This is a genomic window from Sphingomonas panacisoli, assembly GCF_007859635.1.
GTDB lineage: Bacteria > Pseudomonadota > Alphaproteobacteria > Sphingomonadales > Sphingomonadaceae > Sphingomonas > Sphingomonas panacisoli.
The window spans coordinates 107,744-129,563 of record NZ_CP042306.1 but is presented as its reverse complement, the minus strand read 5'-3'; the positions used below and the strand labels follow the sequence as shown (position 1 = coordinate 129,563).

Sequence of the window (21,820 nt, the reverse complement as noted above, 5' to 3'; positions counted from 1 at the left end):
CCCGCGATGCGGATCGTCGATGTCAACGAATTCTATTCCCCGACCGGCGGCGGGGTGCGCACCTATATCGACCGCAAGATGGCGCTGATGGCGGAGATGGGTCACGAGCTGATCTGCATCGCCTGCGGCCGCGACAAGGAATATGTCGACGAGCGGGTCGGCGGCGGGAAGGTCATCTATCTCAAGTCTCCGGGGCTGCCGTTCGACAAGAATTACGGGCTGTTCTCGAAGCGCGATCCGATCTGGCGATTGCTCGACGAACTCGATCCCGACGTCGTCGAAACCTCGTCGCCTTGGCGACCCGCCTGGATCGTCGGCCAATGGCAGGGCCGCGCGCTCAAGTCGTTCTTCATGCACAACGACAATATCGCGGCCTATCCGATGCGCTGGCTCGAAGGGCTCGCGCCGCCCGAGCAGATCGAGGACGCCTGTTTCATCTACGCGCAGTACATGAATCGCTTCCTCGATATGTACGATACCGTCGTGACCAACGGCCCGGCGCTGCAGAAGCGGTTGCTGCGGCGCGGGGTGCGGATCGACACCGCGATGACGTTGGGGATCGAACGCAGCCATTTCTCCCCCGATTTGCGCGACGAGCGGTTGCGTGCGGCGATGCTGCGCCAGCTCGATCTGCCGCCCGAGGGGCATTTGCTGCTCGGGCTGGGGCGGCATCATGGCGAGAAGCGCTGGCCGATGGTCGTCGATGCCGTCGAACGCGCCGGCGCGGGGCTGCCGGTCGGGCTGATGCTGCTGGGGACGGGTCCTGAGAGCAAGCGGATCGAGGCGCGGATCGCGGGCAGCCCGCACATCAAGATGTTCCGCCCGGTCTATGATCGCCCCGAACTCGCGCGGATCATGGCGAGCTGCGATGCGCTGATCCACGGATCGGAAGCCGAGCCGTTCGGATTGGTCGCGTCCGAAGCGATGGCGTCGGGCCTGCCGCTGATCGTTCCCAATACCGGCGGATGCGCGGAAGCGGCCGATCCGCTGACGAGCGAGAAATATGCCCCTCGCGACGCGGCCGACGCCGCACTGGCGATCGAGCGGATGTTTGCGCGCGAGCCGGCGATCCTGCGCAAGGCCGCGAGGGTCGCCGCGGGCCGCGTCCGCACCGACCGCGAGCACACGGTCGACCTTATGGACTATTACGCCGACCGGATCGCCGAAAAGGCCGGACAGCGCGCCCGCCTCGTCGCCTGATCAGATCGTCGTTACACGCCGCCACGGCGCCGGACTGCGCATGTCGAGCCGGCACAGTCCGGCAAGCCGGTGCTTTCTCGCATACGCCATGACGCGCGCGTCGTAGTCGGCCGCTTCGGGACTCGCGACGTTCCAGTCCGGAGGGTTGAAGGTCGAAAAGCCGTTCAGCGTCGGTAACCGCCAGCGCTCGGCGAGGAACATCGCATCGACGTTGTGCGGATAGAGCGCATTGAGCCGCCGATCGACATAGATCGGCTCGCCCGGGCGAACTACGACCACGTAGAACGCGTGGCATTCCGTCGGTGGGGCGGGCACGGCATCGAGCGCGGCGAACTGAGCCTTGCGGCTGAGCTGCGCCGGTTGCGCGAGATTGATCTGCTCGAGGATCAAGAGGGCGATCAAGCCCGCGGCCAGCACGGGCCGGCGTCGCCAAAGCCTCGTGAGCCGGTGGCGAAACACCGTTCCGACCAACAGCAGGACCGGCAGCACGAGGAACAGCTGATAGCGCAGCACGACGCGCAGGCCGGACGCCGCCGGGACCAGATAGTGGACCAGAATCCACGGCGACACTTGCCAGATCCGCAACGTCAACGCCCAGCTGATCACGATCGCCAGCGCGAACACGCGCGCGAACCCCGTGTCGCCACGCCGGCGAACCAGGCGATAGGCGGCCGCGCAGGTCAGCGCGAAGAGCAATAGCGGAAAACCCGCCTCGTGCTCGCCGCCAAGCCATGCTTTCTCGAGCCGGCTGCCGGCGGGCGTCACCGTATGCACCATGCCGGCCAACGCCCGGACCAGCCATCCCCACAGCAAATTCCGTTCGCCCGTATTGACGAGATCGGTCGGCTGGACGGTGTAGGACAGGACGAATCCGTGTCCGCCCGTCTCAAGCATCTTGGGCGCGTAAACGAGAACGAAAGGGATTGCCGCGAGCACGAAGACGCCAACGAACACCGCGGCCGTTCGCCGATGCGCGTGAAACAACCGCGCCAATTCCGCGGATCGCCAGCGCCCGGTCACCCACAGCCAGCAGGCGACGAAGGCGATCGAAAAGTAGATCGTGAACCAGGCGAAATAGAATGACGTGACGAGCCACAGCCCCATCATCGCGGCGGCGGCGATTGCCCACCGATAGGTCCGGCCTTGATCGCTGGTCTCTGCGCGAGCGGCCTTGATCGCGAGCCCCGCGACGATCGGCAACAGCGCCAATGTCTGGATCTGTGCGTGGATCGATTGCAGGAACATGTTGTTCGCGATCGTCGCCAGCGTGGCGATCAGGATCGCCGCTCCCCACGACCAGCGCAGCACGCCGCGCACCAGCCACAATATCGCGACGAACCCGACGCTCTTGTACGTCAACGCCGTCATCGTGTCGGCGACGAACGGATCGAACCACAGCCGCCATCCCGAATAGACCACGCCGGACAGCAGGTATCCGTCGTTATAGCCCAACGTGTCGGTGTAGGGATGGAAATAGAATGGCTGGTTCCAGCGCGCCGCGCCCAGCAGGACCGACCGCCAATGTTCCAGGATGCTGATTTCGATGATCGCATCCGTGCGGTCGCCGAACCCGAGATCGAAACCGCTCAGGATCGTATCGCGGAACACGATGCCGATCGACAACAGGTAGGCGGCAAGGGCACCCAGCGGCCCCATGCTCCTGCGCCACATCTAGCGATCGGGCCGCGCTGCGAACACGGAGATGGTGTCGCGCCCCAACGGCTTTTGCACCTTCAGGTCATACCCCGCCGCCATTCGCGCGATCACCAGCGCACGAAGCTCGGGCCGTTCGCCGTTGAACGGCAGGCGCATCACCACCACCGCCGGCTTGAGCGCCAGGATACGCTCGATCTCGGCCTGCTGATCCACCCCGATCGCGCCACGCTCGCGCTTGCGGACGAGATGGCTGGGAAAGACGTACGGGCTCAGGCGGCACCGCCCGGTCGCCGGATAGAGCATCGGCTCGCCCGAATAGACATACAGGCAGCCCGGACCGCGCCCCACGGCCGCGACGACATCGGCAAACTGCCCCGGCCCACCGCGGCCCAGTCGCTTGGCGATCACCGTGGCCTCGCCGCCTAGCAGCGCGATCAGCAGCACGGCCGCGGTGATCCTGGGCGAGCGGCGGGGATCGTCGGCGAATCCGGCGGCGCAAATGCTCAAGGGGACCAAAACCGGCAGCGCATAATGGTCGAACCACGATCCGAACACGAGTAGCCCGAACACCGCCGCGACGAGCCAGGCGAACAACCAGCCGCGGATCCCTTCCCAATGCCCGCGGGGCAATGCGAGGATCGCCGCGGCGAACAACGGCGACGTGATCAGCACGATCTGGGCGAGATTGCCGAATTGCTCGCCCATCGGGTCGGGCCGGCGCGCGGCGATCGAAGTGAAGTTGGCATAGAGGTATGCCGCCCCCTGCCCGATCGCCTGATAATAGACCAACGCGAGCGCGGTCGGGATCAGCGCCACGACAGCGAGCAACGCGCCTTCCGCCAGCATCGGCACCGCGTGCCGCCGTCGCATCGCCTCGCGCCACAGCCACCACAGCCCGAAGAACAGTCCTTCGAAAACCACCGAATATTTGATCTGCAGCGCGACCCCGACCAACAGCATCGCGCCGAGCCCGCGCCGCAGACGGCTCCGCGGATCATGATCACGGTCGCTCGACGCGATCAGCGCGGCCGCTCCGACCATCAGCAGATTGTAGAAGACTGGCGCCTGCCCCCCCTGCCCCTCGAGCAGATCGAGCCACACGATATACGCGATCGCTCCCGCCAGCGAACCGCGCCGCCAGCCCGCGCGATCGGCCAGCCGGGCGATCAGCAACGCGGTCGCGACGACCGCCGCCAGCGCCATCGCCTGATAGACCCAGATGCCAAGCGGCAGGCCGAACAGGGCGGCGGGGACGTAGAGCAGGAACAGGCCGATCGGCTTGCGGTCCCACACGTCGACATAAGGCAACGCACCGTCGAGCATCGACCGCGCCGTCGCGAAATAGAAGCTTTCGTCGACATGCACGATCGGGTTGCCGAACGTCGCGGCGCGCGCGATGATCGCGACCAGCAACAGGATCGCCCAGCGCGGCAATCGTTCGAGGGACCGGAGGGACGGCGTCACGCGCGCGCCCCTAACAGCCGGGCCGGCGACTGTCACCAAAGCGACATCGAGCGGGCGCAAGCACGCTGCGAACAGGGAGAACGACATGCTTCGGATCGATCGCCGCTCGTTGCTGATGACCGGAACGCTGGGATTGGGCGCCTATGCGATTCCCGGATTCGCGCAGACCGGCAGCGTCGCCAACCTGCGCGGGTTCACCCACAACGTCGCGTCGGGCGAGCCGGCAAGCGATTCGATGTTGCTCTGGACGCGCTTCGTCCCCGCCGACGAGCGGCCGATCCACCTGATGGCCGAAATGTCCCCCACCGCCGATTTCGCGCGGATCGTGGCGAAGGGTACGGCGATCACCGGCCCGTGGCGCGACTGGACGACCAAGATCACGGTGAGCGGGCTCGAGCCCGGCACGCGGTATTTCTACCGCTTCGTCGGACCCGACGGCTCGCTGTCGCCGGTCGGCCAGACCAAGACCCTGCCCGAAGGACCGGCGAAATCGTTCAAGGCGGCGATCTTCTCGTGTTCGAACATGCCGTTTGGCTGGTTCAACGCCTATGCCCATGCCGCGGCGCGCGACGATCTCGACCTCGCGATCCATCTCGGCGACTATTTCTATGAGTATAAAATCGGCGGCTATCCGCCGCTCAAGGACCAGGTCCGCCCGACCGAGCCGGCCGGCGAACTGATCCGCCTGATCGACTATCGCATTCGTTACGCCAGCTACCGCGCGGACCCCGATCTTCAGGCACTCCATGCCCGCGTGCCGTGGATCGTACAGTGGGACGACCACGAATCCGCGAACGATTCGTGGGAAGGCGGCGCGGAGAACCATCAGCCCGACGAAGGCGATTGGAGCAGCCGCCGCAATGCCGCACTGCAGGCCTATCGCGAATGGATGCCGATCAGCGACGAGCCGTGGAAGACTTATGAGATCGGCACGCTCGCGACGCTGTTCCGCACCGAAACGCGCGACCTGGCGCGCACCGAACAACCCGACATTGCGCCGTTGTTCAAGGAAGCCGACCCCGCCGCTGCGCTGAAGGCGTTCCGCGACGGCGCGTGGATGGACCCCGCCGCGACGATGATGGGGACGCAGCAAGCGAACTGGCTGTTCCACGCGCTTCGCCAATCGGTGAAGGCCGGGCAGAAGTGGCAGATCGTCGGGTTCGGCACGATCATGGGCCAGACAGTGATGCCTGACGCGGCAATGGGCTGGCTCGATCCAAACGCGAACGAGCGCGCGAAGGGCTATATCCTGGGCGGCATTCAGGCGGCCAAAGCCGGCCTGCCCTTCAACTACGACAATTGGGGCGGCTATCCGGCCGAGCGCGCGCGGTTCCTGAAGGCGGCGCAGGGCGCCGGCGCCAACCTGTTGGTGATCTCGGGCGACAGTCACAACGGCTGGGCCTACGACCTCGGGCAGGACGGCAAGCCCGCCGGCGTCGAATTCGCCGGGCACAGCGTCACGTCGAACGGCTATGAAGGATCGATCAAGACCGATCCGAAAATCGTCGCGGCCGGTCTGGTCGCGGCCAATCCCGAACTCAAATGGTGTGACACTTCGCGGCGCGGCTACATGGCGCTGACGATCACGCCGACTAAGGTGTCGAACGACTGGCTGTTCGTCGATTCGGTGAAGACGAAATCGTCGAATGCGGTTGTCGGACACACCGCGACGGTCGCGCGGGGCCGGAATGTGATGGCCTAGGCGCGGACCGCCGTTACGAAATAGTCTAGCTGCGTGCTGTCGCCGACGGCGAAGCCTTTGCCCGGCGAAACGCCCAGCCCCGACACGTCGATTACCCGCAACTCCACCGCTTCGACCAAAGCGGTCAGTTCGTCCGGAGTCAGGAACTTGTCCCAGTCGTGCGTGCCCTTGGGGATCATGCCGAACCCCTCGCCCACGGTGATCATCGCCAGCCGCGACAGCGCGGTGCGGTTGGGAGTGGATAGGATCAGCAAGCCGTCTGCGGCCAGCGCGCCCGCCAGCCCCGCGACGAACGCCGCCGGGTCGGTGACGTGCTCGATCACCTCCATCGACGTGACGAGATCGAACGTCTCGCCCGTCAGCGTCTCGATCCCGCCCGCGCGATAGTCGACCGCCAAGCCGCTCAGCGCAGCATGCGCTCGCGCGACACCGATGTTCTCCGCCGCCGCGTCAAGTCCCGTCACCGCCGCCCCGAGCCGCGCGAGCGGCTCGCACAGCAACCCCGCGCCACACCCGACGTCGAGCGCCCGCTTGCCCGCGAGCGGCGTGAACCCGACCCCGTCGCCCAGCCAATGTCGGTCAATCTGGTCGCGGATGTACTTCAGTCGCGGCGGATTGAGCCGGTGGAGCATCGCCGACGACCCCTTCGGGTCCCACCAATCCTTCGCCAGCTTGCCGAAATGCGCGGCTTCCTGCGGATCGATAGTTACGGACGTTACGGTTGCGCTATCCATGCGGCCTTCCTATCAGCGCCGCTCCGCCATTCCAAAGGACTTCCGCGCCCCGCCATGGCCCGCATCGTGATGAAATTCGGCGGGACGTCGATGGCCGGGATCGAGCGCATCCGCGCCGTCGCGCGTCGCGTGAAGCGCGAAGTCGATGCCGGCAACCAGGTCGCGGTCATCGTCTCGGCGATGGCCGGCGACACCGACCGGCTGGTCAATTTCTGCCGCGAAGCGTCGTCGCTCTACGATCCGCGCGAATACGACGTGGTGGTATCGTCGGGCGAGCAGGTCACGAGCGGGTTGCTCGCGATCGCGCTGCAGGCGGCCGGGGTGAAGGCGCGGAGCTGGATGGGCTGGCAATTGCCGATCCACACCGACGACGCCTTCGCCAAGGCGCGGATCGAAGACATTGACACCGCAGCTCTCGACGCATCGCTGACCGCGGGCGAGGTCGCGGTGATCCCGGGGTTCCAGGGGCTGGCCGACAACGGCCGCGTCACGACGCTCGGTCGCGGCGGGTCCGACACGTCGGCGGTCGCGATGGCGGCGGCGATGAAGGCCGACCGTTGCGACATCTACACCGACGTCGATGGCGTCTACACCACCGACCCGCGCATCGTCCCGCGTGCGCGTAAGTTGAAGCAAGTCACCTACGAGGAAATGCTCGAGCTCGCGAGCGTCGGGGCCAAGGTGCTCCAGACGCGCTCGGTGGGCCTGGCGATGAAGGAAAACGTCCGCGTCCAGGTGCTGTCGTCGTTCACCGGCGACGACGCGCCGATGGCCGACACGCTGCCCGGCACGATGATCGTGGGCGAAGAGGAGATCGACGAGATGGAACGCCAGCTGATCACCGGGATCGCGCACGACAAGAACGAGGCGAAGATCACGCTGACCAACGTCAGCGACACGCCCGGATCGGTCGCCGCGATCTTCGCGCCGCTGGCGGCGGCGAACATCAACGTCGACATGATCATCCAGAACATCGCGCATCAATCGGCGGGTCGGGCGGGATCGACCGACGTCACCTTCACGGTGCCCGCCGTCGATCTCGCGCGATCGATCCAGGCGCTCAACGACGCGAAGGACAAGATCGGGTTCGAGGAACTCGTCCACGACACCCGCGTCGCCAAGATCTCGGTCGTCGGCGTCGGCATGAAGAGCCACGCGGGCGTCGCGAGCACGATGTTCACGACGCTGGGCCAGCGCGGGATCAACATCCAGGCGATCTCGACCAGCGAGATCAAGGTTTCGGTCCTGATCCACGAGGACGAGACCGAACTCGCGGTGCGGGTGCTGCACACTGCCTATGGACTAGATGCGGACGAGGCGGCCTAATCCCGCAAATTCAGGGTCGCGGCTGACAACGCGATTCGGCTTGGCTTAGCCTGAGCAGCCGCTCGGCCGTTTCGGCATCACCCGCGCGAAACGCGTTCGCCGCATTCTCGAGCGTCCCCGCGTCGAAGACGTAACCGCTCGTCGACAGCCGTTCGACGTCGCGCACGAGCTGGCGCCCCTCGACATCGGTGCCGGCGATCGGCTTCGCGAACAGGCTCGCGACCCGACGGAGCGATCGCGCCAGCGCGGCTTGGCTGAGCCAATACCCATTCGCCATCACACCGCGGCTATGGCGGTAGGCGTCGGGGTCGGTCAGCGGATTGCGCGGCAGCAACACCAAGTCCGCCCGCATCCCCGCTTTGACGAGTCCGAATTCGCCTTCGCGGCGAAACGCGCGCGCGGGTTCGACGGTGGCGGCGCGCAATACTTCTGCCGGAGACAGGCCGGCCCCCACCAACAAGTCCAACTCGTCGAGCAAAGCGAAACCCGCGACAGTATATTTGTACCCATCGGCATCCGTGCCGGCCAGGAATTGCGCGCCGACTGCGTGCAGCGCTTTCACGATGACGATCATGTTCGCAAGCTGGCCGTCCTGCGAGCGCGGACCACCCGTGTCAGCCTCAATTGCTTTGCGCCAGCGTTCCCGGTCCGCTAGAGGGACATAGGCGGCCTCGGGAGCCGAAAGCGCCGCACGCGCCGCCGCACCGCGGAGGTTGGGCTGAGTCGCATAGAGTGTCGGCACCACCCACATCGATCGGTAATCCTTCGCAACGGCATAGTCGCGATCGTCCAGTTGCAGCGTTCCGTCGTTCAGCCAGCCCTTCAAATGCTCGACGGTCCGCATCCCGGCCTCGGCGGCGCGGCGCACCGAAATTGCGTGCGGCACATGCCCGACCAAATCCACGCGGACCGCCTTCGCTTCGTCCGCGATTGCGTCGAACACCTCGGGGCGAAGCACATTATGGATCTTGATGAATTCATACCCACACGCCGCCTGCTCCCGGACGATCCGGCGCCCATCTTCCGGTGTCCTCGCGGGCACGGCATAGCCGTCGAGTGAATTGCCGTTGATGATAGTGCCAGCGACATAGGGAATCGGCGCTAGCATCCGACGATTGCGGGTCTGCGCTCGCCACAGGAGCATCCAAGGAAACCCATCCATTTCGCGCACGCTCGTAATGCCGTTGGCGAGGTGCAACAGGTGCGTCGCGGGCGAACTGGAATGAACGTGCGAATCGACCAGTCCGGGCGACAGAAATTGACCTCTTCCGTCTAGGACGAACGCGCCCTTCGGTAGCGGTTGCCGGTTGCCGCCGACGGACACGATGATCCCGTTGCGCACCAACACGGTGCGATGCGCCACCATTTGTGCACGCAACGGATCGACGACGCTGACATCGCGAAAAACGATGGTTCGCGAAGGTGCCTGCGCTCGCAATGCCTGTAGGATCGACGCCACGCCGGCAGCTTGGCTGAGCCGCACGATAGCGGATGGCCCGGCAGCAGGATCGACGATGTCCTGCGCTGATGTCGGTTGGCCTGCCAACGACAGTGGAAGGGCCAGAGTCAGCGCAGCAATCGTCTTATTGAACATCGTTGTGCTCCATCCACGCGATGACCGCTTCCTCACCGCACCGCCAATGGTCGCGCACTGCGTCGCTGGCGCTACGCGCGTCGCCGTCGGCGAGCGCGGCGATGATCGTTTCATGCTGTCGATGGGAGCCGGATGTATCCACCATTCCGCGCCGCATGGCGCCATCCAGTCGGTATGCAACTGCCTCTTGCGCGCCCAGCAGGCGAAGTAGTGGCTGATTCGTACAGGCGCTTCGTAAGGCGGCGTGAAATGCCCGGTCGGCAACCCTGGATTTTTGCGGCGAGACCGCCGGAAGTGCGAGGCCGGCGTTCAGCGTGCGCAATTGCGGCACTTGGTCGCGGAGTGCCGCGCAGGACGATTCCACCACCAGCGCTTCGAGGCTGCCGAGCATGGGATAGAAATCCCGAACGGCCTTCTGATCCAACGGCGCCACGATGAATCCGCGGCGCGGACGCGAGATTACCAACCCTTCCTGCTCGAGACCGTGAAGCGCTTCTCGCAGCGGCGTGCGGCTTACGCCTAGATCGGCGGCGAGGCCCACCTCCTCGAGACGGGCACCCATGGCGAAGTCGCCGGCAATGATTCGCGACCGAAGATCGGTACGCAACCGATCGCTCAATCGTGGCCAATTCGAATGCGACATGCATCTTGTATACAAAATACAATCGATGGCGCAAGTACATGATCCTTTGCTTGCTACCCGACCCAACACGCGGCTAGTCGCCGACATATGAGTAACGCATCTTCCATCGGCGCCGAGCGCCTTGAGCGGCGCATGGCGCGGGGCGTCGAATTTCTGGGCAGCGAGGTCGCGATCCTGTGCGGGGCGATGTCGTGGGTGTCCGAGCGGAACCTGGTCGCCGCGATCTCGAACGCCGGCGGGTTCGGACTGATCGCGTGCGGGGCGATGACGCCCGAACTGCTCGACGCCGAGATTGCCGGAACCAAGGCGCTGACATCGAAGCCGTTCGGCGTGAACTTGATCACGATGCACCCGATGCTGTTCGAGCTGATCGCTGTGTGCGCGAAGCATGAGGTCACGCACGTCGTATTAGCGGGCGGATTGCCGCCCAAGGGGTCGCTCGAGGCGATCAAGGAGACCGGCGCGAAGGTGATCTGTTTCGCCCCCGCGCTCAGTCTGGCGAAGAAGCTGATCCGCTCGGGCGTCGATGCTTTGGTGGTCGAGGGGATGGAGGCCGGCGGGCATATCGGGCCGGTATCGACCAGCGTGCTAGCGCAGGAGATCCTGCCCGAGGTCGCCGCCGACGTCCCGGTGTTCGTCGCGGGCGGGATCGGCCGCGGCGAGGCGATTTCGGCCTATCTCGACATGGGCGCGGCGGGGGTTCAGCTCGGCACGCGCTTCGCCTGCGCGACCGAGAGCATCGCGCATCCGAATTTCAAAAAGGCGTTCTTCCGCGCTTCCGCCCGCGACGCAGTGTCGAGCGTCCAGATCGACCCGCGCCTGCCCGTCATCCCGGTCCGCGCGCTCAAGAATGCCGGCGGCGAGCTGTTCACCGCCAAGCAGCGCGAGGTCGCACAACTGCTCGACGAAGGGAAGGTCGAGATGCTGGAGGCGCAGCTCCAGATCGAGCATTACTGGGCGGGCGCGCTGCGCCGTGCGGTGATCGACGGCGATGTCGAGCATGGCTCGCTCATGGCCGGCCAGTCGGTCGGCATGGTGACCAAGGAGGAACCCGTCGCCGACATCATCGCGCAACTGATGGCCGAGGCCGCGCATGCGCTGGAGAAACGCGCGGCCTGACCGCTAAGTTGACACCAGGGTGACACTAACGCGGTGTTCCGCCGGCGGCCCAAACTTCCGCGTTTTTTAGATTTCCCGTGTTCCTGCGAAAGCAGGAACCCAGGACCTCATGGCATACCGATCGCGATAGTGACCCTGGGCTCCTGCTTTCGCAGGAGCACGGGCGGGATAATCGCGATGTCAAAGAGCCGGACGACGCTGTCAGGCGAAATCCTACATTGCAAGCGTCACCGCTTGGCCACCGCGATCCGCCACAATTCCTTGCCGCATTGCAGGACCCAGATCACCCCGCCGACGATCAGCGCGTAGTGGATGCCGAGGTTGGTGCTACGGTCGATATCGGCGATCTGGCCGGCGGGCATCGTCGCCGAGGTCGCGGTCACCCAATGGCCGGCCTGGTAGACGATCACCAATATGCCGATCGCGGCCGCCGCGGTGCCGACGCTGAGCACGCCCCGCACCGCCTTCCAGCGCGGGCGCAGCCATTGTACCAGGTTGAACACCGTCCGCGCGATCAGCAGCACCAGGATCGGCAGCCACATCACCGTCCAGATCGGATCGGGGACCAGGGTCAGGCCCTTGACGTCGGTATAGGCGATCGGGAGCGGGACGAAGCCGGCCCACCACGCGATGATGCCGATCCCGACAACGACTTCGAACACCGATTCCCACTGGCTCTGCGGCTTGGTCTTGATCTTGAGATCGCCCAAATCGGGCAAATGCTCGGGCGACCAGCGGCCGAGATGATCGGTCAGCCAGCCGGTGCGTTCGATGATCGCGAAGATCAGCGTGACGAACCCGGCATTGCCGAGCAGCGACCACCACGCCCCGCCGAGCACGTGCGCCAGCGACTGGAGCGGATGCCCGCCGGCAACGATGTCGCCGACGCCCGACAGCAAGGTCAGCAACACGCTGATCGCGAGCACGACCTTCAGCGCGAACCAGTAGAACGGGAACAGGTCCGGCCCGATCAGCCATTGCTGCGTGCCGTAGCGCGCGGCGACCACCAGCGGATGGCCGAAGTCGCGCAGCACCACGCCGACTTCTTTCTCGTCCAACGGGCGGCCGAGCGCGTCCTCGCGTTCCTCGATCCGGTTGCCGATCACGTCGCGCAGTTCGGCCAGGATATCCTCGGCGTTGCTGCCGCGCGGCAGGTTCCAGCGGATCGCGGACAGATAGCGGTCGATCAAGTCCATCTTACTTGTCCTTTTCGGTGAGGCGCAGGATCGATTCGGAGATCGCGTTCCATTCGCCGAGCAATTGCGCGAGCGTTTCCACGCCCTGGGTCGACAGTTGGTAGAATCGCTTGGTGCGCTTGGCGTCCTCGCGCCATTCGCTGGTCAGCAGGCCTTGGGCTTCGAGCCGGCGCAGCAGCGGGTAGAGCGCGCCTTCGTCGATCGGCAGGCCGGCCTCCTCCAAGCTCTGGCGCAACGTGTAGCCATAGCGTTCCTCGCGAAGCGCCCCGAGCACGGCGAGCACCAGCGACCCGCGGCGCAGCTCGACGCGCATTTTCTCGAACAGATCGTCATCGGTCGGCAAAACCTGTGTCTCGCATAGTGTGTGACATACACTGTATGATACACAGTAATTGAAGAGTCAAGCGCTCGGATGCGATTGGCTGCGCATGGAGATGAAAGCAGGGCTGCCGGTCATCGCGTTCGACGACCTCGACGCGTGGGAAAAATGGCTCGCGGATCAGCCGCGCGAGGCGAAAGGCCTGTGGCTCAAGATCGCCAAGGCAGGGAATGCCGATTCGGCGCTGACCAAGGCGCAGGCGATCGATGGGGCGTTATGCCATGGATGGATCGACGGGCAGATCGACAAATATGACGACGCCTGGTTCCTGACGCGCTTCACCCCGCGCACGGCGAAGAGCAAATGGTCGGAGAAGAACCGCAAACGCGTCGAGCAACTGGCGGCGGACGGGCGCGTATCGACAGCGGGCCATGCCGAAATCGCCGCGGCGAAGGGCGACGGCCGCTGGGACGCCGCCTACGCCCCCGCTTCCACCGCGACCGAACCCGACGACCTGCGCGCGGCGCTCGACGCCAACCCCAAGGCGCGTGCGTTCTTCGACACGCTGACCGGCGCCAACCGCTACGCCATCCTCTACCGCGTCCACGACGCGAAGAAGCCCGAGACACGCGCCGCGCGGATCGCCAAGTTCGTCGCGATGTGCGCGGCGCACGAAACGCTGCACTGAAAGTTCCGAATAAACGTGCCTAACGCGAAATTGACGGCTCTTTTGAAGGAGTTGTTGGCCGCATCCAGGTGACCATTCCTCTGTCGCGCCGCGTGGGGCTGGCGCGCCTAGGGGGTTGTAACCATGCGTATTCTTCTTGCCTTGCTGCCGCTGACTCTCGTCGCGGGGGCGCCCGCCGCCGCACAGACGTTCAAGCCGGCGGTCGTCGATGCCGACATCTCGCCGCTCGAAACCTTGTGGCACGTCCGCGTCGCACTGAACGTCGCAGCACTCGGCTGCCGCGATGCCGACGAAGCGACTACGGTCGCCGCCTATAATTCGCTGATCCGCCGCAACAGCGCGGCGCTGACCGCTGCCAACGCCGCGGTCGATGCGCGCTACAAGGCGCAATATGGCGCGAAGTGGCAGGACGCCCGCGAACGCGACATGACCAAGCTCTACAATTTCTTCGCGCAGCCGCCCGCCCAGGCCGCATTCTGCGCGACCGCCAAGGACGTGCTCGCGCAGATCGGTACCGTCGATCAGGGCGCGCTGATGGCGTTCGCGAAAGCCGAACTGCCCGTGCTCGAAGCGCCGTTCTGGAGTTCGTCGCCCCAGGATCAATTCGCCGGCGGCCCGGCATCGACGACCGTCGTGGCGGTGTCGGCGGCGGTTCCCATCGCACCGCGCGGTTTCTGACGCCGCAGTTTAAGTTGCGGCGGCTGCAATGGCGCCGCCGCGACCAAACTGCTAGCGGTTGGGAATGGCCGTTACCGCTGCTGCCTCCGCTCGCGAAATCCTCGTCAACCTCCATGAGGTGATGGCGGCGCGGTCGAGCCCGCAAGCCAAGCTCGACGCGGTCGTCCGCATCATCGGGGAGGCGCTCGATAGCGAGGTCTGCTCGATCTATCTGCTGCGCGAAGGGCTGCTCGAACTCTACGCGACGCGCGGCCTCGACCAGGCCGCGGTCCACGTCACCAAGCTCGCGCTCGGCGAGGGTCTGGTCGGGACGATCGCGCAGAATGTCGAGACACTGAACCTCGACGAGGCCACCGCGCACCCCGACTTCGCCTATCGCCCGGAAACCGGCGAGGACGAGTTCCACAGTTTTGCCGGCGTCCCGATCATCCGCCGCGAACGCGCGATCGGCGTGCTCGCGGTCCAACATGTCGATCCGCGCAAGTACGAAGACGTCGAGATCGAGGCGCTGCAGACCGTCGCGATGGTGCTGTCGGAACTGATCGCCAGCGCCGGGCTGGTCGACCAGCGCAACGACCCCGCCTCGCGTCCGCAATCGACCGCCGCGATCCGGCTCGACGGACTGAAGCTGGTCGAGGGCATGGGGATCGGCCACGCCGTCTATCACCAGCCGCGCATCACGATCGAACACACCGTCGCCGAGGATACCGAGGCCGAGCGCCACCGCGTCTATGCCGCGTTCGACAAGATGCGCGAGCAGATCGACAAGATGGCCGCGCAGGCCGAGTTCGGCGTCGGCGGCGAGCATGACGAAGTGCTCTCGATGTACAAGATGTTCGCGTATGACGAGGGCTGGTCGCGCCGCATCAACGAGGCGATCGATAGCGGCCTGACCGCCGAAGCCGCGATCGAGCGCGTCCAGCAGCGCACGCGGATGCGGATGCGCCAGATCGGCGACCCGCTGCTCCAGGATCGCATGCACGATCTGGAGGATCTGTCGAACCGGCTGCTGCGCATCGTGTCGGGCCAGATGGGGACCGCCGCGCAGCTCGGACTGCGACAGGACACGATCCTGATCGCGCGCAACCTGGGGCCGGCCGAACTGCTCGAATACGACAGACGCCGGTTGAAGGGCGTGATCCTGGAGGAAGGATCGCTGACCGCGCACGTCATCATCGTCGCGCGGGCGATGGGCGTGCCGGTGCTCGGCCGCGTCCGCAACGTGCGCCAGCACGTCGCCGAGGGCGACCAGTTGCTGCTCGACGTTACCGGCAACGGGTCGGCGCTCGTCCGACCGTCGGCCGCGATGGAGGAGGCGTTCGACGCCAAGCTGATCCTCCGCCAGAAACGCCGCGCCGCCTTCGCCGCGCTCAAGGCCGAAGCGCCGATCACCAAGGACGGCGTGCGGCTGACGGTGATGTGTAATGCGGGCCTGCGCGACGACGTCGCGGCGCTCGACGTGACCGGCGCCGACGGGATCGGGCTGTTCCGCACCGAATTCCAGTTCCTCGTCTCGGCGACGTTGCCCCAGCGCGAGCGCCAGTTGCGGCTGTACAAGGATGTGCTGGAGGCGGCGGGCGACAAGCCCGTGGTGTTCCGCACCGTCGATATCGGCGGCGACAAGGCATTGCCCTATCTCAACACGCACGACGAGATCGAAGAGAATCCGGCGATGGGCTGGCGGGCGTTGCGGCTCGCGCTCGAACGCGGCGGTTTGATGAAGGCGCAGGCGCGTGCGCTGATCGAGGCGGCGGGCGGGCGGACGCTCAACGTGATGTTCCCGATGGTCAGCGAGCCGTGGGAATTCGACGAGGCCAAGGCGATCTTCGAAGCGCAGCGCCAATGGCTCGCCGATCGCGGCAAGCGGCTGCCCAACGAGATCCGCTACGGCGCGATGCTCGAAGTGCCCGGCTTGGCCGAACAGCTCGACCTGCTGCTCCCCAACCTGCAATTCTTGTCGGTCGGCACCAACGATCTGACCCAGTTCCTGTTCGCCGCGGACCGCGCCAATCCCAAGCTCGCCGAGCGTTACGACTGGCTGAGCCCGTCGATCCTGCGCTTCCTCAGGCGCGTCGTCGGGCCGTGCCGCGATGCCGGGGTCGACCTGGCGGTGTGCGGCGAGATGGGCGGGCGGCCGCTGGAGGCCATGGCGTTGATCGGGTTGGGAATCGAAAGATTGTCGATTACGCCGGCGGCGGTCGGGCCGATCAAGGCGATGGTCCGCAGCCTCGATCGCGGGGCGATCGTCGCCGAGATGGGCCGGCTGCTCGCCGCGCCGCCGCGCGACGTTCGCGGCCACCTCACCGAGTGGGCGACGCGAAACGGGGTCGAGCTCGTCTGAATCGACGGCGAATCGTGCCGGATTGGCGTTGACGGCGGCGGGGCTTTGGCCGACATCCTGCCGTCATGGCGGAGGGCCATAATAAGTCGCACCCTGTACGCCGGAGAGATTGATGGACGAGGAACAGACGCCGGATCAGGCATCGCTCTTTCCCAAGAGCACCGGCGACAAGTTGCGCGAAGCGCGCGAGGCGCAAGGGCTGACGCTGGCTGACATCGCCAGCCGCACGCGCGTGCCGATGCGGCACCTCGAGGCGATCGAACAGGGCAATTATGCCGGCCTGCCGTCGTCGACGTACGCGATCGGTTTCGCCAAGTCGTACGCACGTGCCGTCGGGCTGGACGAAAAGATGATCGCGGCGGAGGTGCGCAACAACCCGCAGCTCCCGCTCGCGCCGACGACCGACTACGAAACCTACCAGCCCCGCGATCCCAAGCGCGTCCCCTCGCCGGGCCTCGCGACGGTAGCGGGCATGATCGGCATGCTGGTCGTGATCGCCGTGATCATCTGGTACGGCACCAGCATGTTCCGCGGATCGAGCGAGCCAGCCGCGCCGGTGGTCGAGAACACCATCGCCGCCGCGCCCGAAGCGACGCCGACGCCGGCCTCTGGCGGCCAGGTATCGCTGACCGCGACCGACGCGGTCTGGCTCAAGATCTACGACGCGACCGGCAAGACCCTGCTCGAAAAGACGATGGCGGCGGGCGAGCGCTACGACGTGCCCGGCGATGCCAACAATCCGATGATCAATGTCGGCCGGCCCGACAAGATTCAGGTCACGGTCAACGGATCGGCGGTCCCGCCGCTCGGCGACGGCAAGGTTGCGATCAAGGACGTGCCGATCAGCGCCACCGCGCTCCAGGCGCGCGGTACCGCCGCCGCGCCGGTCGCTGCAGCACCGACGCCCGCGGCGACCGCCAGCCCGCGCGCCATGGCCATCCCACCGGCGTTCCAGCCTGCCGCCGCGCCCACGCCTCGCGCCACGCCGACGCCGCGCGCGACCTCGGCCCCCGACACCGCTCCCGCGCCCGCGCCCGCCGCCGGGGCGACGCCGATACCGTGATCGGGTGACACTAACGGCGGGTTCGGGGATAGGTGAATCGAGGATGAGTTCGGGGATGGGTATGCGCAAGTTCGCGATGATGGTGACGGTCGCCGGCGGCCTGATGGCGGCCGGGCCGGTCGATGCGCAAAGTACGGCGGCGTCGCTCGACGCGCGGATGACGCAGGTCGAAAAGCGGCTCAATACGGTCGAGCGCGCGGTGTCGCGCCAAAATGGCGGCGCGACCATGGTCCAGCCCGAGATCGGCCCGCCCGATGCCACGACCAGCGCCGCCGGAACGCCCGCCAGCGCCCCGCTCGCCGATCTGACCGCTCGGATCGCCAGCGTCGAGGGCGAGGTCAGCGGCCTCACCAACCGCGTCGAGACCGCCGAGCATCGCCTGCAACAGCTCGAAGCCGATTTCGCCGCGTACAAGAAGGACACCGATGCGCGGCTGCGCGCGCTGGAGGACGGGCGATCGGCCAACCCGGGACCGAACGTGTCGGCCGGCCCGGTCGACACGCCCGCGCCGTCCAAGCCGACCAAGCCGGTCGCGACCACCCCCAAGCCTGCCGATATCGATGCCGACCCCGCCCGCGCCGATCGCGTCGCGGCGGTGCCCAAGCCGACCGGCGCCGACGCTCCGGACAAGGCGACCTACGCCTACAATTACGGCTATCGGCTGTGGAAGGCGCAGCTCTATCCCGAGGCCGAGGGGCAGCTCGAAAAGTACGGCACGCGCTTTCCCAAGCACCGCTTGGTGAGCCGCGCGCAGAACGTGCTGGGCCTGGTCTATCTCGACGACGGCAAGGCGCGCGAGGCGGCGCAGATCTTCTACGAGAATTATTCGAAGCTGCCCGACGGCGACCGCGCACCCGACAGCCTGCTCAACCTGGCCAGGGCGCTGACCGCGCTCAAGCGCCCCGCGCCCGACGTCTGCCAGGTGTATAAGGAGCTCGGCGACGTGTACGGCGACAAGTTGAGCGCCGCGCAAAAGGCCGAGGCCGACAAGGGCCGTGCCACCTACAAGTGCAAATGACCTGAGCCGCGCGGCGGTCGCGCGGTTCGCGCGCGACCTTGCCGCGCTGGCCGATCCCGACACGCACCTGCTCGTCGCGGTTTCGGGCGGTCCCGATAGCGTCGCGCTGCTGTTGCTGGCGCATGCCGCGCTCGGCGAACGCTGCAGCGCCGCGACGGTCGACCACGGTCTCCGCTTCGAATCGGCCGATGAGGCGACCTGGGTCGCCGATCTGTGCGCCGCGCGCGGTATTTGCCACGCGATTCTGACCGCGCCACTACCCGACCGCGCCGGGCGCACCGCGAACCTGTCCGCCCGCGCTCGCGAACTCCGCTACGGCCTGCTCGAAGCGCAGGCCGACGCGATCGGCGCCGACTATATCGCCACCGCGCACCATGCCGACGATCAGGTCGAAACGCTGATCATGCGGCTCAACCGCGGCGCCGGGGTCGCGGGTCTGGCCGGGGTGCGTGCGACGAGCGGACGAATCGTGCGGCCGCTGCTCGGCTGGCGGCATGCCCAACTGGTCGCGTTGGTCGCCGCGCACGGCATCGATCCGGTCGACGACCCCAGCAACGTCAGCGACCGATTCGACCGCGCGCGACTCCGCAAGAATCTCGCCGCGATCGACTGGCTCGATACCGACCATATCGCCGCCAGCGCCGCCGCGCTGGGCGATGCCGACGATGCGATCGGGTGGATGGTCGATCGGCTGGCGGCGAAATTGTGCCATCGCGACACGGCGGGAATCGTGCTCGACGTACCCGGCGACCTGCCGTTCGAACTGCGCCGCCGCCTGGTCGAGCGCTGCGTCCACGACATCGACGCCATGACGTCATCACGCGGCAGCGCGGTCGCCGCGGCGGTGCGCACGCTCGAATCGGGTCGACCGGCGATGCTCGGCACTGTATTGGCGCACCCCGCGCGCATGGGCGAAACCGGCACGCAATGGCGCTTTTCGTTGGCTCCGCCGCGCCGATCGGCCTGATCGACCGAATGCGCGGCTTGTTCCATTGCCATTAATAGTTGGTCGCTTATCTTGTAGGGCGACGAAAAAGGTAAAGCGACGAACATGAACGACGACAAGCAACCGGACGGCGGTAACAACTGGATGAAGAACCTGGTGATCTGGGTCGGCATCCTGGTCGCGCTGGCATTGGTGGTGTCGCTGATCGGCGAACGGACCACCGCGTCGCCCGGCAAGTCGCTGTCCTATTCGGCGTTCCTCAACCAAGTGAAGCAGGGCACGGTCGCTAAGGTCGAGATCGCCGGCACCGTGGTCAGCGGGACGATGAAGGACAATTCGACCTTCCGCTCCAACCTGCCGGCGGTTGTCGATCCGCAGCTGATGCCGGCGCTGACCGCCGCCAATGTCGATGTCGTCGCCAAGCCCGAGGAAAGTCCGTCGATCTGGCAGTATCTGCTGGTCCAGTCGCTGCCGTTCGTGCTGATGCTGGCGATCGCGTTCTTCGTGCTGCGCCAGATGCAGAAGTCGAGCGGGTCGGGCGCGATGGGCTTCGGCAAGAGCCGCGCCAAGATGCTGACCGAAAAGCACGGCAAGATCACCTTCGACGACGTCGCCGGCATCGACGAAGCGCGCGAGGAATTGCAGGAGATCGTCGAGTTCCTGAAGGATCCGACCAAGTTTGCACGGCTGGGCGGAAAGATCCCCAAGGGCGCGTTGCTGGTCGGCTCGCCCGGGACCGGCAAGACGTTGCTCGCCCGCGCGATCGCGGGTGAGGCCGGCGTGCCGTTCTTCACCATTTCGGGCTCGGACTTCGTCGAGATGTTCGTCGGCGTCGGCGCCAGCCGCGTGCGCGACATGTTCGAACAGGCCAAGCGGTCGGCGCCCTGCATCGTCTTCATCGATGAAATCGACGCGGTCGGTCGTCACCGTGGCGCCGGGCTCGGCAACGGCAACGACGAGCGCGAACAGACGCTCAACCAGCTGCTGGTCGAGATGGACGGGTTCGAGGCGAACGAAGGCATCATCATCATCGCCGCGACCAACCGTCCCGACGTGCTCGACCCCGCACTCCTGCGTCCGGGTCGCTTCGACCGCCGCGTGACGGTGCCGTTGCCCGATATCGAGGGCCGCGTGCAGATTCTGCAGGTCCATATGAAGAAGGTGCCGCTGGCCCCCGACGTCGATGCGCGCACGCTTGCGCGCGGTACGCCGGGCATGTCGGGCGCCGACCTCGCGAACCTAGTCAACGAAGCGGCGCTGATGGCCGCACGGCTCGGCAAGCGGCTGGTCGCGATGGCGCAGTTCGAACTCGCCAAGGACCGCGTGATCATGGGTACCGAGTGGAAATCGCTCGTCATGACGCCCGAGGAAAAGCGCATGACCGCCTATCACGAGGCGGGCCACGCGCTGGTGCGCATCCACGAGCCGGCGTCGGACCCGATCCACAAGGCGACGATCATCCCGCGCGGCGGTGCCCTCGGCATGGTCGTCTCGATGCCCGAGCGCGACAATTATTCGTACCACCGCGACAAGATGTACGCCGACCTGGCCAGCGTCATGGGCGGTCGCGTCGCCGAGGAAGTGATCTTCGGCTACGACAAGGTATCGTCGGGCGCGTCGGGCGACATCCAGCAGGCGACCAAGCTGGCACGTGCGATGGTGATGCGCTGGGGCATGTCCGACAAGCTCGGCCCGCTCGAATACGAAGAGCAGCAGGGCGAGACGTTCCTGGGCTATTCGCAGTCGCAGCGGCACAACATGTCGAACGAGACCGCGCTGTTGATCGACAGCGAGATCAAGCGGTTGATCGAGGACGGACACAAGCGCGCGACCCAGGTGCTGACCGAGAATATCGATCAACTCCATGCGGTGGCGGGCGCGCTGCTCGAATACGAGACGTTGACCGGTGACGAGATCAAGCGGCTGGCCGCGGGCGAAGGCATTGGCCGTGACGACGGCGGCGCGAGCGCGACGCCGATCCCGGCCGCGGGCACCTCGATTCCGAAAACCAAGCGTCCCAACGGTCCGTTCGGCAACCCGGCGCCTGCGGGCGCGTAATCGCCACCTTCCTCCGTCACCCCGGCCTTGTGCCGGGGTCCACCGGGAGGCAACGGCTGGGCAAAGGGCTCGACT

Annotated in this window: 18 protein-coding genes; 11 read left to right on the top strand and 7 right to left on the bottom strand. The window is 66.3% G+C overall.

The window, feature by feature from the left end; genetic code table 11:
• Positions 1-6 precede the first annotated feature (6 nt).
• Positions 7-1,200, top strand: a complete 1,194-nt coding sequence (locus FPZ24_RS00605) for a glycosyltransferase (RefSeq protein ID WP_146569238.1) — start codon at positions 7-9, stop codon at positions 1,198-1,200.
• Here the strand turns inward: FPZ24_RS00605 and FPZ24_RS00600 are convergent, their stop codons facing one another.
• Complete coding sequence (locus FPZ24_RS00600; protein ID WP_240047551.1) at positions 1,201-2,856, bottom strand: hypothetical protein; 1,656 nt, start codon at positions 2,854-2,856, stop codon at positions 1,201-1,203.
• Positions 2,857-2,871: 15 nt separating this feature from the next.
• Positions 2,872-4,320 carry a hypothetical protein gene (locus FPZ24_RS00595; protein WP_146569237.1) on the bottom strand — a complete coding sequence of 483 codons (1,449 nt, stop codon included), beginning with the start codon at positions 4,318-4,320 and terminating at the stop codon, positions 2,872-2,874.
• An 85-nt stretch (positions 4,321-4,405) separates the two neighbouring features.
• On the opposite strand from FPZ24_RS00595, the gene FPZ24_RS00590 reads away from it, so the two are divergent.
• Positions 4,406-6,022, top strand: a complete 1,617-nt coding sequence (locus FPZ24_RS00590) for an alkaline phosphatase D family protein (RefSeq protein WP_146569236.1) — start codon at positions 4,406-4,408, stop codon at positions 6,020-6,022.
• Here the strand turns inward: FPZ24_RS00590 and ubiG are convergent.
• Positions 6,019-6,756 carry a bifunctional 2-polyprenyl-6-hydroxyphenol methylase/3-demethylubiquinol 3-O-methyltransferase UbiG gene (gene ubiG / locus FPZ24_RS00585; RefSeq protein ID WP_146569235.1) on the bottom strand — a complete coding sequence of 246 codons (738 nt, stop codon included), beginning with the start codon at positions 6,754-6,756 and terminating at the stop codon, positions 6,019-6,021. The genes FPZ24_RS00590 and ubiG overlap by 4 nt on opposite strands.
• Positions 6,757-6,810: 54 nt before the next feature.
• Between ubiG and FPZ24_RS00580 the strand changes: the two genes are divergently transcribed.
• The gene (locus FPZ24_RS00580) at positions 6,811-8,082 is read left to right on the top strand and encodes an aspartate kinase (protein WP_146569234.1); all 1,272 of its coding nucleotides are present in this window, start codon (positions 6,811-6,813) and stop codon (positions 8,080-8,082) included.
• Between the two features lie 10 nt (positions 8,083-8,092).
• On the opposite strand, the gene FPZ24_RS00575 is transcribed toward FPZ24_RS00580, so the two are convergent.
• Both FPZ24_RS00575 and FPZ24_RS00570 read right to left on the bottom strand, forming a co-directional pair.
• A complete protein-coding gene (locus FPZ24_RS00575) occupies positions 8,093-9,676 on the bottom strand; it encodes an amidohydrolase family protein (protein WP_146569233.1) in 1,584 nt (527 codons plus the stop codon).
• Positions 9,666-10,283, bottom strand: a complete 618-nt coding sequence (locus FPZ24_RS00570; RefSeq protein WP_186728950.1) for a GntR family transcriptional regulator — start codon at positions 10,281-10,283, stop codon at positions 9,666-9,668. Before FPZ24_RS00570 ends, FPZ24_RS00575 begins: the two co-directional genes overlap by 11 nt.
• A gap of 123 nt (positions 10,284-10,406) precedes the next feature.
• Between FPZ24_RS00570 and FPZ24_RS00565 the strand changes: the two genes are divergently transcribed.
• Positions 10,407-11,438, top strand: coding sequence for an NAD(P)H-dependent flavin oxidoreductase (locus FPZ24_RS00565; RefSeq protein ID WP_146569231.1), 1,032 nt, complete (start codon positions 10,407-10,409; stop codon positions 11,436-11,438).
• A 227-nt stretch (positions 11,439-11,665) separates the two neighbouring features.
• Here the strand turns inward: FPZ24_RS00565 and FPZ24_RS00560 are convergent, their stop codons facing one another.
• Entirely contained in the window at positions 11,666-12,634 is a 969-nt protein-coding gene (locus FPZ24_RS00560) for a hypothetical protein (RefSeq protein WP_146569230.1), read from the bottom strand.
• 1 nt (position 12,635) lies between these two features.
• A complete protein-coding gene (locus tag FPZ24_RS00555) occupies positions 12,636-12,977 on the bottom strand; it encodes a PadR family transcriptional regulator (RefSeq protein ID WP_146569229.1) in 342 nt (113 codons plus the stop codon).
• An 85-nt stretch (positions 12,978-13,062) separates the two neighbouring features.
• On the opposite strand from FPZ24_RS00555, the gene FPZ24_RS00550 reads away from it, so the two are divergent.
• The 7 genes from FPZ24_RS00550 (at position 13,063) to ftsH (ending at position 21,745) form a co-directional block, all read left to right on the top strand.
• The gene (locus FPZ24_RS00550) at positions 13,063-13,641 is read left to right on the top strand and encodes a YdeI/OmpD-associated family protein (protein WP_205012853.1); all 579 of its coding nucleotides are present in this window, start codon (positions 13,063-13,065) and stop codon (positions 13,639-13,641) included.
• Positions 13,642-13,764: 123 nt separating this feature from the next.
• Complete coding sequence (locus tag FPZ24_RS00545) at positions 13,765-14,319, top strand: hypothetical protein (protein ID WP_146569228.1); 555 nt, start codon at positions 13,765-13,767, stop codon at positions 14,317-14,319.
• Positions 14,320-14,383: 64 nt separating this feature from the next.
• Entirely contained in the window at positions 14,384-16,660 is a 2,277-nt protein-coding gene (ptsP, locus tag FPZ24_RS00540) for a phosphoenolpyruvate--protein phosphotransferase (RefSeq protein WP_146569227.1), read from the top strand.
• Between the two features lie 112 nt (positions 16,661-16,772).
• A complete protein-coding gene (locus tag FPZ24_RS00535; protein WP_146569226.1) occupies positions 16,773-17,723 on the top strand; it encodes a helix-turn-helix domain-containing protein in 951 nt (316 codons plus the stop codon).
• A 55-nt stretch (positions 17,724-17,778) separates the two neighbouring features.
• Positions 17,779-18,741: a hypothetical protein gene (locus FPZ24_RS00530; protein WP_186728948.1), complete on the top strand. Its 963-nt coding sequence runs from the start codon at positions 17,779-17,781 to the stop codon at positions 18,739-18,741.
• A complete protein-coding gene (gene tilS, locus FPZ24_RS00525) occupies positions 18,719-19,708 on the top strand; it encodes a tRNA lysidine(34) synthetase TilS (RefSeq protein ID WP_240047550.1) in 990 nt (329 codons plus the stop codon). Before FPZ24_RS00530 ends, tilS begins: the two co-directional genes overlap by 23 nt.
• 84 nt (positions 19,709-19,792) lie before the next feature.
• Positions 19,793-21,745, top strand: a complete 1,953-nt coding sequence (gene ftsH, locus FPZ24_RS00520) for an ATP-dependent zinc metalloprotease FtsH (protein WP_146569224.1) — start codon at positions 19,793-19,795, stop codon at positions 21,743-21,745.
• Positions 21,746-21,820 lie beyond the last annotated feature (75 nt).